Origin of the sequence: Streptomyces sp. NPDC004126 (genome assembly GCF_050275515.1) — a bacterium.
Classification (GTDB): domain Bacteria; phylum Actinomycetota; class Actinomycetes; order Streptomycetales; family Streptomycetaceae; genus Streptomyces.
The window spans coordinates 24,422-37,244 of sequence record NZ_JBNNPF010000038.1 but is presented as its reverse complement, the minus strand read 5'-3'; the positions used below and the strand labels follow the sequence as shown (position 1 = coordinate 37,244).

11 protein-coding genes are annotated in these 12,823 nt (G+C 74.2%); 5 read left to right on the top strand and 6 right to left on the bottom strand.

Going from position 1 to position 12,823, the window contains the following annotated elements; genetic code table 11:
• The first annotated feature begins 250 nt into the window (after nt 1-250).
• The 3 genes from ACQKM2_RS29280 to ACQKM2_RS29270 all read left to right on the top strand — a co-directional run bounded on the left by ACQKM2_RS29280 (nt 251) and on the right by ACQKM2_RS29270 (nt 4,314).
• Nucleotides 251-1,054 (top strand): VOC family protein, encoded by an 804-nt coding sequence (locus tag ACQKM2_RS29280; RefSeq protein ID WP_427714908.1) that lies wholly within the window; start codon nt 251-253, stop codon nt 1,052-1,054.
• 184 nt (nt 1,055-1,238) lie between these two features.
• Nucleotides 1,239-3,665 carry a PQQ-binding-like beta-propeller repeat protein gene (locus ACQKM2_RS29275; RefSeq protein WP_427714907.1) on the top strand — a complete coding sequence of 809 codons (2,427 nt, stop codon included), beginning with the start codon at nt 1,239-1,241 and terminating at the stop codon, nt 3,663-3,665.
• Between the two features lie 154 nt (nt 3,666-3,819).
• A complete protein-coding gene (locus ACQKM2_RS29270) occupies nt 3,820-4,314 on the top strand; it encodes a peptidylprolyl isomerase (RefSeq protein ID WP_427714905.1) in 495 nt (164 codons plus the stop codon).
• Nucleotides 4,315-4,372: 58 nt separating this feature from the next.
• Here the strand turns inward: ACQKM2_RS29270 and ACQKM2_RS29265 are convergent, their stop codons facing one another.
• The 5 genes from ACQKM2_RS29265 to ACQKM2_RS29245 all read right to left on the bottom strand — a co-directional run bounded on the left by ACQKM2_RS29265 (nt 4,373) and on the right by ACQKM2_RS29245 (nt 8,110).
• Nucleotides 4,373-4,876, bottom strand: coding sequence for a hypothetical protein (locus ACQKM2_RS29265; protein ID WP_427714904.1), 504 nt, complete (start codon nt 4,874-4,876; stop codon nt 4,373-4,375).
• Nucleotides 4,877-4,965: 89 nt separating this feature from the next.
• The gene (locus tag ACQKM2_RS29260; RefSeq protein ID WP_427714902.1) at nt 4,966-5,412 is read right to left on the bottom strand and encodes an SRPBCC family protein; all 447 of its coding nucleotides are present in this window, start codon (nt 5,410-5,412) and stop codon (nt 4,966-4,968) included.
• Nucleotides 5,413-5,727: 315 nt separating this feature from the next.
• Nucleotides 5,728-6,504: an enoyl-CoA hydratase/isomerase family protein gene (locus ACQKM2_RS29255; protein WP_427714900.1), complete on the bottom strand. Its 777-nt coding sequence runs from the start codon at nt 6,502-6,504 to the stop codon at nt 5,728-5,730.
• The gene (locus ACQKM2_RS29250) at nt 6,501-6,947 is read right to left on the bottom strand and encodes a Zn-ribbon domain-containing OB-fold protein (RefSeq protein WP_427714899.1); all 447 of its coding nucleotides are present in this window, start codon (nt 6,945-6,947) and stop codon (nt 6,501-6,503) included. Before ACQKM2_RS29250 ends, ACQKM2_RS29255 begins: the two co-directional genes overlap by 4 nt.
• Before the next feature lie 11 nt (nt 6,948-6,958).
• Nucleotides 6,959-8,110 carry a lipid-transfer protein gene (locus ACQKM2_RS29245; RefSeq protein WP_427714898.1) on the bottom strand — a complete coding sequence of 384 codons (1,152 nt, stop codon included), beginning with the start codon at nt 8,108-8,110 and terminating at the stop codon, nt 6,959-6,961.
• Between the two features lie 92 nt (nt 8,111-8,202).
• On the opposite strand from ACQKM2_RS29245, the gene ACQKM2_RS29240 reads away from it, so the two are divergent.
• Nucleotides 8,203-9,915 carry a FadD3 family acyl-CoA ligase gene (locus ACQKM2_RS29240; protein WP_427714897.1) on the top strand — a complete coding sequence of 571 codons (1,713 nt, stop codon included), beginning with the start codon at nt 8,203-8,205 and terminating at the stop codon, nt 9,913-9,915.
• A gap of 84 nt (nt 9,916-9,999) precedes the next feature.
• Entirely contained in the window at nt 10,000-11,937 is a 1,938-nt protein-coding gene (locus tag ACQKM2_RS29235) for an exo-alpha-sialidase (RefSeq protein WP_427714896.1), read from the top strand.
• On the opposite strand, the gene ACQKM2_RS29230 is transcribed toward ACQKM2_RS29235, so the two are convergent.
• Nucleotides 11,938-12,663: a class I SAM-dependent DNA methyltransferase gene (locus ACQKM2_RS29230; RefSeq protein ID WP_427714894.1), complete on the bottom strand. Its 726-nt coding sequence runs from the start codon at nt 12,661-12,663 to the stop codon at nt 11,938-11,940.
• Nucleotides 12,664-12,823 lie beyond the last annotated feature (160 nt).

Genomic DNA, 12,823 nt, shown 5'->3' with positions numbered 1-12,823 from the left:
GGGACCCGGTACGTACCGGGCCGTATCCCCCGAATAGTCTTATCAACAGGCTGTGGACAAGTTATCGGGCGGACCATGGTTCAAGGGCATGAAACGCCCGCTGTCCGGACAAGCCCCCCAAGCTACCCAACCGCCCCGCCCGGCCCCAACCCGCACCACGACGCATCCCCCGCACGACCCGCACGGCGACGCACCACGTCGCACCACGACGCGCCACCCGCACCACCGGCACGACGGAAGGAACCGCCCCATGGCCGCAGCCGCATTCGCGGAAGGCTCGCCCTGCTGGGTCGACGCCTCCCTCCCGGACGTCGAGGCGGGCAAGCGCTTCTACGGCGAGCTCTTCGGGTGGACCTTCTCCGATCCCACCGGCACCGAGTACGGCGGCTACACCCAGGCCTACAGCCGGGGCCGCAACGTCGCCGCCCTCGCCCCCAAGCCCGACGGCCGCATGCCCACCGTCTGGGGCGTGTACCTGTACACCTCCGACGCCTACGCCTGCGCGGCCCGCATCCGCGGCGCCGGCGGCCAGATGGTGATGGACCCGCAGCCCGTCGGCCCGTACGGCACCGCCGCGATGGCCGCCGACCCCGGCGGGGCCGTCTTCGGCCTGTGGCAGCCCGGCACCCACCACGGGTTCGAGGCGCAGGACGAGCCGGACACGTACTGCTGGGCGGAGGTCTACACGCGCGCCCGCGACGCCGTCGACGTCTTTTACGCCAACGTCTTCGGCTACGTCCCCCAGGACCAGGACGACTCCGAGACCGGAGTCGAGTACCGCGTCTGGTCCCCGCCCGGCAACGCCCCCGGCCCCGACACGGCCGTCCTCGGCCGCAGCCTGATCACCGACGCCTTCCCGGAGATCATGCCGGCGCACTTCCTCGTCTACTTCGCCGTCCCCGACTGCGACCGAGCCGTCGCCACCGTGCAGCGGCTCGGGGGGCGCGTCACGGCCGATCCGTTCGACACGCCGTACGGGCGGATCGCGGTCGTCGCGGACAATCAGGGGGCGGTCTTCGCGCTGCTGTCGGAGCCGTCGTCGCAGCCGTCGTAGGAGCAGTCGTAGGAGCCGCAGTCGCAGCGGCAGTCGAGCCGCGTCCCAACGCACACCCGTAGCCGGGGCCGGACCAGGCGCGGGCCTGACAGAATCGGGTCGTACCGGTGCGCGTGCCCTTGGCAGCCGCGTACGGGTGGAAGCGGGTCCGGCAGGGGCCCGTACGGGGAGGTAGTGGAGGCGAGTGGTGGAGCAGCTGACGCAGCACGACCCGAGACGGATCGGCCCCTTCGAGGTGCTGGGACGGCTCGGCGCCGGCGGCATGGGGCTGGTCTATCTCGCACGGTCGGCGTCCGGACGCCGGGTCGCGATCAAGACGGTGCGCACGGAACTGGCCGAGGACCAGCTGTTCCGGGTGCGGTTCACCCGCGAGGTGGAGGCGGCGCGCGCCGTGTCCGGCTTCTACACGGCGGCCGTCGTCGACGCGGACCCGCGCGCGGCGGTGCCGTGGCTGGCGACCGCGTACGTGCCGGCGCCCTCGCTGGAGGAGATCGTCAACGAGTGCGGGCCGATGCCCGCCCAGGCCGTGCGGTGGCTCGCGGCCGGCATCGCCGAGGCGCTGCAGTCCATCCACGGCGCGGGGCTGGTGCACCGCGACCTGAAGCCGTCCAACGTGCTGGTCGTCGAGGACGGCCCCCGCGTGATCGACTTCGGCATCGCGAGCGGCGTGTCCAACACCCGCCTGACCATGACGAACGTCGCGGTCGGCACCCCGGCGTACATGTCGCCGGAGCAGGCGAAGGACTCGCGCAGCGTCAAGGGCGCCAGCGACGTGTTCTCGCTCGGCTCGACGCTCGTCTTCGCCGCGACCGGGCACCCGCCGTACCACGGGGCGAACCCGGTCGAGACGGTGTTCATGCTGCTGCGCGAGGGCCCCAACCTGGAGGGGCTGCCGGACGAGCTGCGGCCGCTGATCGACTCCTGCATGCAGATGGACGCCACGCAGCGTCCGACCCCGGCCGACCTCCAGGCGCAGCTGGCCCCGCACCTGTTCGACGGCGGTGACGACAGCGGGACGGCCTCGGCGTGGCTGCCCGAGCGGGCCGTCGCGATGATCGAGGCCCGGCGCGCGGGCAACCGTACGGGGACCACCCCGTCCCCCGTCGGCCGTGCGGCGCCGCCCGCCGGCGCCGGCCCGTCCACGCACCGCCGGCCGGCGCGCGGCACCGTCGACCCGTTCGTGGACCCGCGTACCGGGCAGGCCGTGCCGCCGCGCCCGGACCGGCCGCCGCTGACCCCGCCGCCGGTGCAGGGGCCCGCGCCGGTGCCGGTGTCGTCGATGCCCGGCATGCCCGTACGGCTGGGCGGTTCGCCGGTGCCGATCGGGCCCGGGCCGCGCGCGACGGCCTCCGCCCCGGCGGGGCACGCCGCGGCGGACTCGGCGACCGGCTGGGTGCGCCCGCCGGCCGGTACCCCGGCGTCGGCGGTGACCCCGGCGGCCACCCCGTCCGTGCCGGCTCCCGGCCCGTCGCCGGACAGCGGGCGCTGGCGTCCGTGGCGGTTCCGGATGTCCAACGAGGTGTGGGGCACCCCGACCGTCGCCGGGGACCTCCTCTACGTCACCTCCTTCGAGGTGCACGCGCTGGACGTCGGCAGCGGCCGGCGCCAGTTCAAGACGCGGGACGTGGCCTGGTCGATGGCGGTCGCCGACGGCCGCATCCACGCCTCGGACGGGCCGTCGCTGTTCGCCCTGGACGCGAAGGACGGCTCCGAGCGGTGGCGGCTGAACGCCGACGCCTGGGTGTACGCGCTGCGCGCCGAGCGGGGCACGGTCATCACGGCCACGCGCGGCGGCGGCGTGCAGGGCTGGGAGGCGTCCAACGGGCAGAAGCTGTGGGAGCTGAGCGGCGCCCAGTCCGACTTCGAGACCCCGGAGGCGGCGCCCGTCCTGCACGAGGGCACCGTGTACGTGTGGCAGGACGCCCGGCTGCGCGCGCTGGACGCCCGCTCCGGGCAGGAGGCCTGGTCGTACCCGGTCGGTGACGCGGCCTCCTGCGGCAACGTCCCGGTCCGGGTCACGCCCGCGCCCGACGGCAACGTGTACGTCGCCGCGGGCACCCGCGTGCTGTCCGTGGACCGGGCCTCGGGCCGGGTCCGCTGGCACTTCGAGGCCCCGGCGGTCTTCCTGGCCCCGCCCGCCTTCGCCCCCGGCCCCGCGGTCACGGGCGGCGGGGTCTACCTCGCGGACTACCTGGGCACCGTCTACGCCCTGGACGCGGCCACCGGCACGGACCGCTGGCGCATCGCCACCGAGCCGCGCCCGGCGTCGGACCCGGTGCTCGTCGCGAACGGCAGCGTCCACCTAGGCGCGGGCAGCGCCCTGTACACGCTGGACGCGGTGACCGGCACCCCGAAGTGGCGGTTCGCGGCGGGCGGCGAGATCACCGGCCCGCCGGTGGTCGCGGACGGCCGCGTGCACTTCGGCTCCGCCGACCACTGCCTGTACACGCTGGACGCGGCGGGCGGCCAGCTCCGCTGGAAGCTGGCGACGGGCGGCGAGATCACCGGCGCCCCGGTGGCGGAGGCGGGCGTGGTGTACGCGTGCAGCAAGGACCGCTGCGTCTACGCCCTGGACGCGGCGAAGGGCACGGGCACCCGTACGAGCGCCTGACCCGGGCCCGGGGCGCCAGACCCGGCCCCGGGAGCCTGACCTGGTACGCAGCAGGCCCCCGCCGTCCGCGGCGGGGGCTTTCGCGACGCGCCGGGGGGCGCGCTGCGGGCCCCTCCGGGTCGCGTCCCGCACCGGGAGTGACAGGATGGGACCCATGAGCAACGTATTCTTCGACATCACCATCGATGGTGCGCCGGCCGGCCGCATCGTCTTCAGCCTGTTCGACAAGGTCGTCCCGAAGACGGCCCAGAACTTCCGTGAGCTGGCCACCGGCCAGAACGGCTACGGCTACGCCGGCTCCGGCTTCCACCGCGTCATCCCGCAGTTCATGCTGCAGGGTGGTGACTTCACCAACCACAACGGCACCGGTGGCAAGAGCATCTACGGCGAGAAGTTCGCCGACGAGAACTTCGACCTGAAGCACGACCGCCCGTACCTGCTGTCGATGGCGAACGCCGGCCGCAACACCAACGGCTCGCAGTTCTTCATCACCACGGTCGTCACCTCGTGGCTCGACGGCAAGCACGTCGTCTTCGGCGAGGTCGTCGAGGGCCAGGACATCGTCGACAAGATCGAGTCCCTGGGCACCCAGTCCGGCGCCACCCGCGCCAAGGTCGAGATCGCCGCTTCCGGCACCGTCGAGGCCTGATCCACAGCACGCGCCGGTCGGCCCCGCCCCCTCTCCGGGGTGCGGGGCCGCCGCCGTTTCAGTGGTCCTGCGAGGGGGCGGTGGACCACCGCCGGGGATCCACCGGGTCGACCACGTCCTGCGGGAGGTCGCGCCGAGGGCGCCGGCGGCGGCCGCGCATGACCGCCGCCGCGAGCAGCAGCAGGGCGCCCGCGCCGAAGGCGGTGGCGACGCCCGAGCCGATGCCGGTGCCCTCGACGCCGACCGACAGGCCCCCGGCCGCCTGGCCCTGCCGGACCATCCACAGCACCGCGAAGCCCAGTACGACGACCCCTGCCAGCGCCATCAGCAGCCGCGAGCGGCGCACGACCGCGAGCAGCGTCAGCACCGCCGCGAACAGGCACGGCAGCAGCAGCGAGCCGAGCACGGCGGCCCCGTCGGCGGTGATGCCGGAGCCGGCGAACAGCTCCTCGATGCGGTAGTCGCTGCCGGGGCGGCCGTCGTACCAGGCGCGGAAGGGGCTCCAGACGGCCGCGGCCGCCCCGATCAGGCCCATGAGCGAGCCGATTGCGTTGCGGATCATGCGCGGCCCTCCGGGGGTTGGGTGGTGATCCCGACGCTAAGGCCGCGGCTTCGGAGCCGCACGCCGGACGGCGTCCGGCGCAGCGGCCGTCAGGACGTGGCGCGGGCCGATTCCACGCGGGCGCGCAGGGCGTCGTTCATCGCCGTGAAGTTGCGCGCGGTCCCTTCGAGGAGCTTGCCGAGGAGGGGGACCAGTAGGCCGCGGAAGCGTTCCCCGTGCTCCAGCCGGGTGGTGCGGTTGGGGCCCTCGGAGAGGCGCAGGTAGTGCTCGCCGTCGAAGAGGCCGCGGACGAGGAAGTGCCCGAGCCAGCGCAGCTCGCTGCCGGGGGCGGCGGTCAGGACGGTGGGCCGGAAGGTCGTGGGCTTCCCGGACTCCGGATACATCGTCAGGGTGAGCCGCTCCCCGGGGACCGCTTCACCGGCGGCCTCGCGGATGAACGGGTTCCAGGTGCAGTAGCGGGGGAAGTCGGTGAGGACCGCCCAGACCTCTTCGGGGGTCGCGTCGATGGTGATCTCGGTGCTGATGGTGCGTCGCACTGTGCCGTGCTCCTTCTGGTGATGCGGTGCTCACCGAAGGGACGCGGGGGTGTGCGGCTGCCGCCGGGTTCGGTCGTCGGATGCAACCACGGTTCCCACCGGCGAAGCACGGCGGTGAGGGCGTCTTCGCTGGTGGCGGAGAGATCGGAGGAGTGCGTTCCGGGTGTCGGGTGGTGAATGCCGACACGTCGGGCGACGCCGGTCCACTCCTGCGGGGACCCCGTGGTCCACGATCCCCGCACCTCCGGGCGGGCGCGCCCCGGCCGGTCTCGACCCCCGGCTCGCCCCGGAACCCGGCTCGCCCCGGAACCCGGCTCACCGCAGCCGGAACTCCCTCCCCGGCGGGCGGGACGCGAACAGGTCCGCCTGCCGCTCCGGCGGGAGGTTCCCCAGGGCGATCAGCGCCGGCGCCTGGTCCAGGGCCTGCTGCAGCGCGGCCCGCTTCGCCGACCACAGCGCCCGCACCGTGCCCTGGACCGCCTCCGTGGGGAGGCCGGCCAGCGTCCGTGCCGACCGCAGCGCCGCCTCCAGCAGCTCCCCGGGCTCCGCCAGCTCCGACACCAGCCCGATCTCGTACGCCCGCCGCGCGGAGAGCCGTTCGGCCGTCCCCATCAGGGACATCCGGGCCGCCTCCCCGAAGGGCATCCGCTGCGCCATGTACACGGCCTCGTAGGCGCTGACCATCCCGTACGAGGTGTGCGGGTCGAAGTACGTCGCGGTCGTCGACGAGACGATGAACTCCGCCTCGCCGAGCAGGTAGAACGCCCCGCCGCAGGCCATGCCGTTGACGGCGGCGACCACCGGTTTCCACAGGTCGGCCGCCTTCGGGCCGATCGCGATCAGCGGGTCGTCGGCCGAGTACGGGGACTCCGGCTGCGGCACCTCCGCCGACCGGTCGATCCCCGTGCAGAACGCGGCGGTGCCCGCGCCCGTCAGCACCACCGCCCGCACGTCCCCGTCGAAGCGCAGCTCCCGCCACACCCCGGCCAGGGCGGCGGCCGTCTCCAGGTCGATCGCGTTGTGCCGGCGCTCCCGGTCCAGGGTGACGACGGCGACCCCGGCGGCCTTGTCCCGCTCGACCCGCAGCGTCATGCCTTCTCCAGGACCCAGCGCGGCACGCTCATCCCGCCGACCTCGGTGAACACCGCCTGCACCCGGGCGCCGATGCGCAGCCGTGCCGGGTCGACGGAGTTCAGCGGGGCGTCGGCGGAGGTGACCAGGTTCCCGGCGAGCCGGATCTGCGGGGCGTCGGCCAGCTCGACGAGGACGACGTTGTACGGGGCCTGCGCGGCGTACGCGGGCAGCAGCGGCGGGTGCGGCCGCACCCAGGACCAGATCCGGCCCCGGCCGCTCATCCGGCGCCACTCGCTGTCGAAGGACTGGCAGTGCGGGCAGCAGGGGCGGGGCGGGAAGCGCAGCCGGCCGCAGGCGGTGCAGGCCTGGACGCGGAGTTCGCCCCGGGCGGCGTACTCCCAGAAGGGGGCGCCGTCCTCGTCGGGCACGGGCAGCAGCAGGGATTCCCCGGCGGTGGTCATCGGTCGGCTCCTCACGCGCGCAGCAGGATCGCGGACGTCGGGACGCCCTCGCCCGCCGTCACCAGGCAGGTGGCGGCGTCCGGCACCTGCGCGGTGGAGGTGCCGCGCAGCTGCTTGACGCCCTCGTTGATCAGGTTGAACCCGTGGACGTACGCCTCGCTCAGCCCGCCGCCGCCGGTGTTGATCGGCAGCCGGCCGCCGAGTTCCAGCGCCCCGCCCTCGGTGAAGGAGGCGCCCTCGCCGCGGCCGCAGAATCCGTAGCCCTCCAGGGAGAGCGGGATGAGGGGGGTGAAGGCGTCGTAGATCTGGGCGACGTCCACGTCGGCCGGGCCGAAGTCGGCCTGCTTCCACAGGTGGCGGGCGGCGGTCCAGGCGGGGCCGGACAGCGGGTCGTCGTTCCAGTAGTTAACCATCCCGTGGTGCTGGGCGGGCAGCCCCTGGGCGGCGGAGTGCACGTAGACGGGCTTCTGCCGGCAGTCCCGGGCGCGCTCGGCGGAGACGATCACGCAGGCGAGGGCGCCGTCCGTCTCCAGGCAGTTGTCGAAGAGGCAGAGCGGGTCGCTGATCATGCGGGAGCTCATGTACATCTCGCGGGTCAGCGGGCGCTCGTACATCATCGCGGCCGGGTTCTCGTTGGCCCGGTTGCGGCAGGCCATCGCGACGTTGAAGAGGTGGTCGCGGGTGGCCCCGTACTCGTGCATGTAGCGGCGGGCCAGCATGCCGATCTCGTCGGCGGGGCGCAGCAGTCCGAAGGGGCGGGTCCACTGGCCGGGGGTGGGCAGCTGGACGGCGGTGTTCTTCCAGGGCCGGGGGCCGGAGCCGCGTTTGCGGGAGCGCCAGGCGACGCCCACGGTGGCCTGGCCGGTGGCTATGGCGGCGGCGAGGTGGCCGACGGTGGCGCAGGAACCGCCGCCGCCGTAGCCGACCTTGGAGAAGAAGGTGACGTCGCCGGCGCCGATGGCCTTGGCGACCTCGACCTCGTCGGTCTCCTCCATCGTGTAGGAGGCGAAGGCGTCGACCTCGGAGGGGGCGATGCCCGCGTCGGCGAGGGCGGCGAGGACCGCCCGGCAGGCCAGTTCCTTCTCGGTCGACGGCAGCCGTTTGGCAAAGGCGGTCTGGCCGATGCCGACGATTGCCGTAGCGTCCTTGAGCGTTGCCGCCATCGCCACCTCCGGGTGCACCAGTACTGACAGCCGTGAAGGCTACAGCTAATCTGACGGATAGTCAGCTACTGGGATCCAGGGAGGGCGGGCGGATGTACGAGGGCGCGGGCGCGGACGGCATCGAAAGGGACTCCGACGGTGGCTCCGGAGGACACTCCGAAGCAGACCCCGGCAACCCGGGAACGGCCCCGGCCGAAATCCCCGACCCCCGCGGAGACCTCCGCTGGCGCACCGTCGCCGCCCTCGTGCGCGATGCCGCCGAGCGCTACGGCGACCGCGAGGCCGTCGTCGACGGACGCACCCGCATCAGCTACGCGGAACTCGGCGCCCGCGTCGAACGGGCCGCCGCCGCCTGCCTCGCCGCCGGCACCGAACCGGGCGACCGGGTCGCCGTCTGGGCACCCAACACCCTCGAATGGATCGTCTCCGCCCTCGGCGCCGTCACCGCCGGAGCCGTCCTCGTCCCCCTCAACACCCGCTTCAAGGGCGCCGAAGCCGCCTACGTCCTCGCCCGCAGCCGGGCCCGCCTGCTCTTCGTCACCGGCACCTTCCTCGGCACCTCCTACGTCGCCTCCCTGCGCCGCGCCGCGGCCGACGGCACCGGCACCGGCCCGCTCCCCGGCCTGCCCCACCTCGACCAGGTCGTCGTCCTCGCCGACGACGCCCCCGAGGCCTTCCGCACCTGGAAGGACTTCCTCGCCGGCGGCGACGCGGTATCAGCCGCCGCGGTCCGTGAACGCGCCGACGCGATACGCCCCGACACCCCCTCCGACGTCATCTTCACCTCCGGCACCACCGGCAGCCCCAAGGGCGCCGTCATCAGCCACGCCCAGACCCTGCGCTGCTACGCCGTCTGGAGCGAACTCGCGGGACTGCGCGAGGGCGACCGCTACCTCATCGTGAACCCCTTCTTCCACACCTTCGGCTACAAGGCCGGGATCATCGCCTGCCTGATGCGCGGCGCCACGATGGTCCCCCAGCCCGTCTTCAACGTGGACACCGTCCTCGCCAACATCGCCGCCGAGCGGATCTCCGTACTCCCCGGCCCGCCCACCCTCCACCAGTCCCTCCTCGACCACCCCCAGCGCGACCACCACGACCTGTCCGCCCTGCGCCTGGTCGTCACCGGCGCCGCCGTCGTCCCCCTCCAGCTCGTCGAACGGCTCCGCGCCGAACTCCACATCGCGACCGTCCTCACCGCGTACGGGCTCTCCGAGGCCGGCGGCATCGTCACCATGTGCCGCCGCGACGACCCCGCCGAGACCGTCGCCGCCACCTCCGGCCGCGCCATCCCCGACACCGAGGTGCGCGTCACCGGCCCCGACGGCACCGCCCTCCCCGCCGGGGCGGCCGGCGAGGTCCTCGTCCGCGGACACCACGTCATGCGCGGCTACTTCGAGGACCCCGACGGCACCGCCGCCGCCATCACCCCCGACGGCTGGCTGCGCACCGGCGACGTCGGCGTCCTCGACGCGACGGGCAACCTGCGCATCACCGACCGGATCAAGGACATGTTCATCGTCGGCGGCTTCAACGCCTACCCCGCCGAGATCGAGCAACTCCTCGGCCTCCACCCCGACATCGCCGACGTCGCCGTCGTCGGCATCCCCGACCCCCGGCTCGGCGAGGTCGGCAAGGCGTACGCGGTCCGCCGCCCCGGCTCCACCCTCACCGCCGACGACCTGATCGCCTGGTCCCGGCGGGAGATGGCCAACTACAAGGTCCCGCGCCAGGTCGAGTTCGTGTCCGCCCTCCCGCGCAACGCCAGCGGCAAGGTCCTCAAGACGGAACTCCGCACAAGCTGACCGCCGCGCGGCGGCCGGGGCCCCGCCGGGCGGGGGCGTTAGCCTGCACGGGTGAGGTCAAACCAGTCAGGTGTCCGATTCCGTTTGCCGTCCCGGCCCCGCCGGCCGAGGGGCGGGGCGGCCGCGGCGTGGGCCGTCACCGGCGCCCTGGTCCTGTGCGCCGCGGGCTGGCTCACCCTCGCCCCGGCACCGTCCGACGACTCCGGCGGCGACGACGGCGGCCGGCCCGCGAAGGCGCAGAAGACCGGCCTGACCGCCGCCGTCTCCGCACCCTTCAGCGCCTTCACCGAGGGCTACGACTGCTACCGCATCCCCACCCTCGTCACCACCAAGGACGGCACCCTCCTCGCCATCGCCGAAGCCCGCACCGCCAGCTGCAACGACATCGGCGACATCGACATCGTCCTCAAGCGCTCCACCGACGAGGGCCGCACCTGGGGCCCCATGCAGGTCATCCGCGGCGCCGGCGACCCCGGCGCCTACGGCAACCCCGTCCCCGTCGTCGACTCCGCCTCCGGACGCGTCACCCTGCTCCACGCCTACAGCACCTGGACCCCCGACGCCGAAGGCAACCGCGTCCGCGGCCCCCGCGAACTGCGCCTGACCCACAGCACCGACGACGGTGCGAGCTGGACCACCGACCCCGCCCCGCAGCCCCGGCTCAAGGGCGCCGACTGGGCCTGGGTCTCCGTCGGGCCCGGCCACGGCATCCAGCTCACCCCGACCCGCCCCGACCGACCCGGTCGGCTCGTCGTCAGCTCCGACTACCGCACCGAGTCCGGCGAATCCGGCGCCCAGCTCCTCTACAGCGACGACGGCGGCCTCACCTGGCAGCCCGGAGCCCGCTGGGGCGCCCCCGAAGGCACCCCCGCCCCCAACGAACCCGCCCTCACCCAGCTGCCCGACGGCCGGATCTACGTCAACGCCCGCTCCACCGCCACCTGCGGCACCCCCGACCACCGCGTCGCCGCGATCGTCGAGGACGCCGCCGCACCCGCCGTCCCCGACCCCGGCTTCCGCCCTGTCACCGACCTCCCCGCCCCGCCCGCCGCCGGATCCGTGCTCCAGCTGCCCGGCGGCCCCCTGCTGCTGTCCGCGCCCAGCCGGCCCGGCGCCGAGTTCTCCGACCGCTGGACCCTGGCCGTGCGCACCTCCAAGGACGAGGGCCGCACCTGGTCCAAGGACGGCGCCGTCGTCCTGCGCGAGCGCGCCGGCTACTCCGACATGGCCGTCCTGCCCGGCGGCCGCGTCGGCATGCTCTACGAGACCGCCAACGGCACCCCCCACGGCTACGTCAAGTTCACCGCCTTCGGCCCCCACGAGCTCCGGGCCGCCGCCGAGGACCTCACCCCGCGCCGCACCACCGACGCCTCGCCGTTCCACAACCACGCCGTCGTCCACGGCGCCCCCCGGCTCGGCAACCGCCCCGACGGCGGCAAGGCCGTGCGCTTCGACGGCAAGGACGACTTCCTGCGCCTCATCGACTGCCCGGACCAGCTCCGCATCGGTGACGGCGACTTCGCCGTCACCACCTGGGTCAAGTACAAGACCCGCGGCCAGGACCGGGACAGCGGCCTGCGCCAGCCCCTTTTCTGGGCCTACGGCCAGGGCCCGGCCGCCAAACAGCTCCGCATCGAGGCCGACCCCGCCACCGGCCGCCTCGAAGCCACCCTCAACGCCGGCACCGGTCCTACCTCGCTCACCGCCGCCACCCGCACCGACGACGACGCCTGGCACCACGTCGTCCTCCAGCGCAGGGGCACCCGCCTGGAACTCTCCGTCGACGGCGCCCCGCCCGCCACCACCGAACTCGCCCCGGACCGGATGGACTTCCGCCCCACCGGAGCCTTCACCGTCCACCTCGGCACGCAGCCCGACTACAAGGCCTTCTACGCGGGCGCCCTGGACGACGTACGCGTCTACGGCCGCGCCCTGTCCGCCAACGACACGGCCCGCCTCCGCGCCGGCAACGACCTCACCGACCAGCTGCGGGTGCACCTGCCCTTCGACCGGACCTGGTGATCACACCGGCTTGCGGGCCAGCAGCAGCCGCCAGCGCGGAGTGCCGTCCTCCCGGTACCCGAAGTGCTCCAGCGGGACCGTCTCCACCCGGAAGCCCGCCGCCACCAGGTCGGCGCGGACCGGCCCGAACGGGAAGGTGCGGTAGTACATGACGAACGGCGGCCGCCACACCGCGTTGCGGACCCGCATCGCCGCGTCGAAGCCCGCCGCCGCCCACCACACCGGGGACGTCAGCGGGATCGGGGCGCCGACCGGGAAGGCGAACACCCCGCCCGGCCGCAGCGCCCGGTGCACCCCGGCGAACAGGGCGGGCCGCTCCGACGGCAGGAAGTGCCCGAAGGCGCCGAAGCTCACCGCCAGGTCGTACGCGCCCCCCAGCGCGTCCGGCAGCGCCAGCGCGTCGGCCCGTACGAGGTCCACGCCCTCGGGGTGCGCCCGCGCGGCCTCCGCCAGCATGCCCGCGCTGAGATCGACACCGGTCACCCGGTCCCGGCACAGCCGGCGCAGCATCCCCAGGCCCGCACCCGTACCGCAGCACACGTCCAGCCCCGACCCGAAGGACCCCTCCCGCGCGGCGAGGGTCTCCTCCACGGCGTCGAGCATCCGCTCCGGGGTCCGGAACGGGGTCCGGTCGAACTTCGGGGCGAGCAGGTCGTAGCCGTGCTCGACGGACGAGAGGGCCTGGACGGCCAGTTCGCGCAGGCTGGGTCCCTGAGAAGTGAACACGGTCACACCCTACGGCGTGCCGGACGCGCAAAGGCGGCGGCCGCGGTGGTCCCCCTCCGGCCACCGCGGCCACCGCGCTCATTTCCCCGTGCGGACGGCCCCGAATTCCCCCGAATCCCCCGTGGGCCGTCCGTCCTTGCGTTCTTCCCCCGTACGCCCC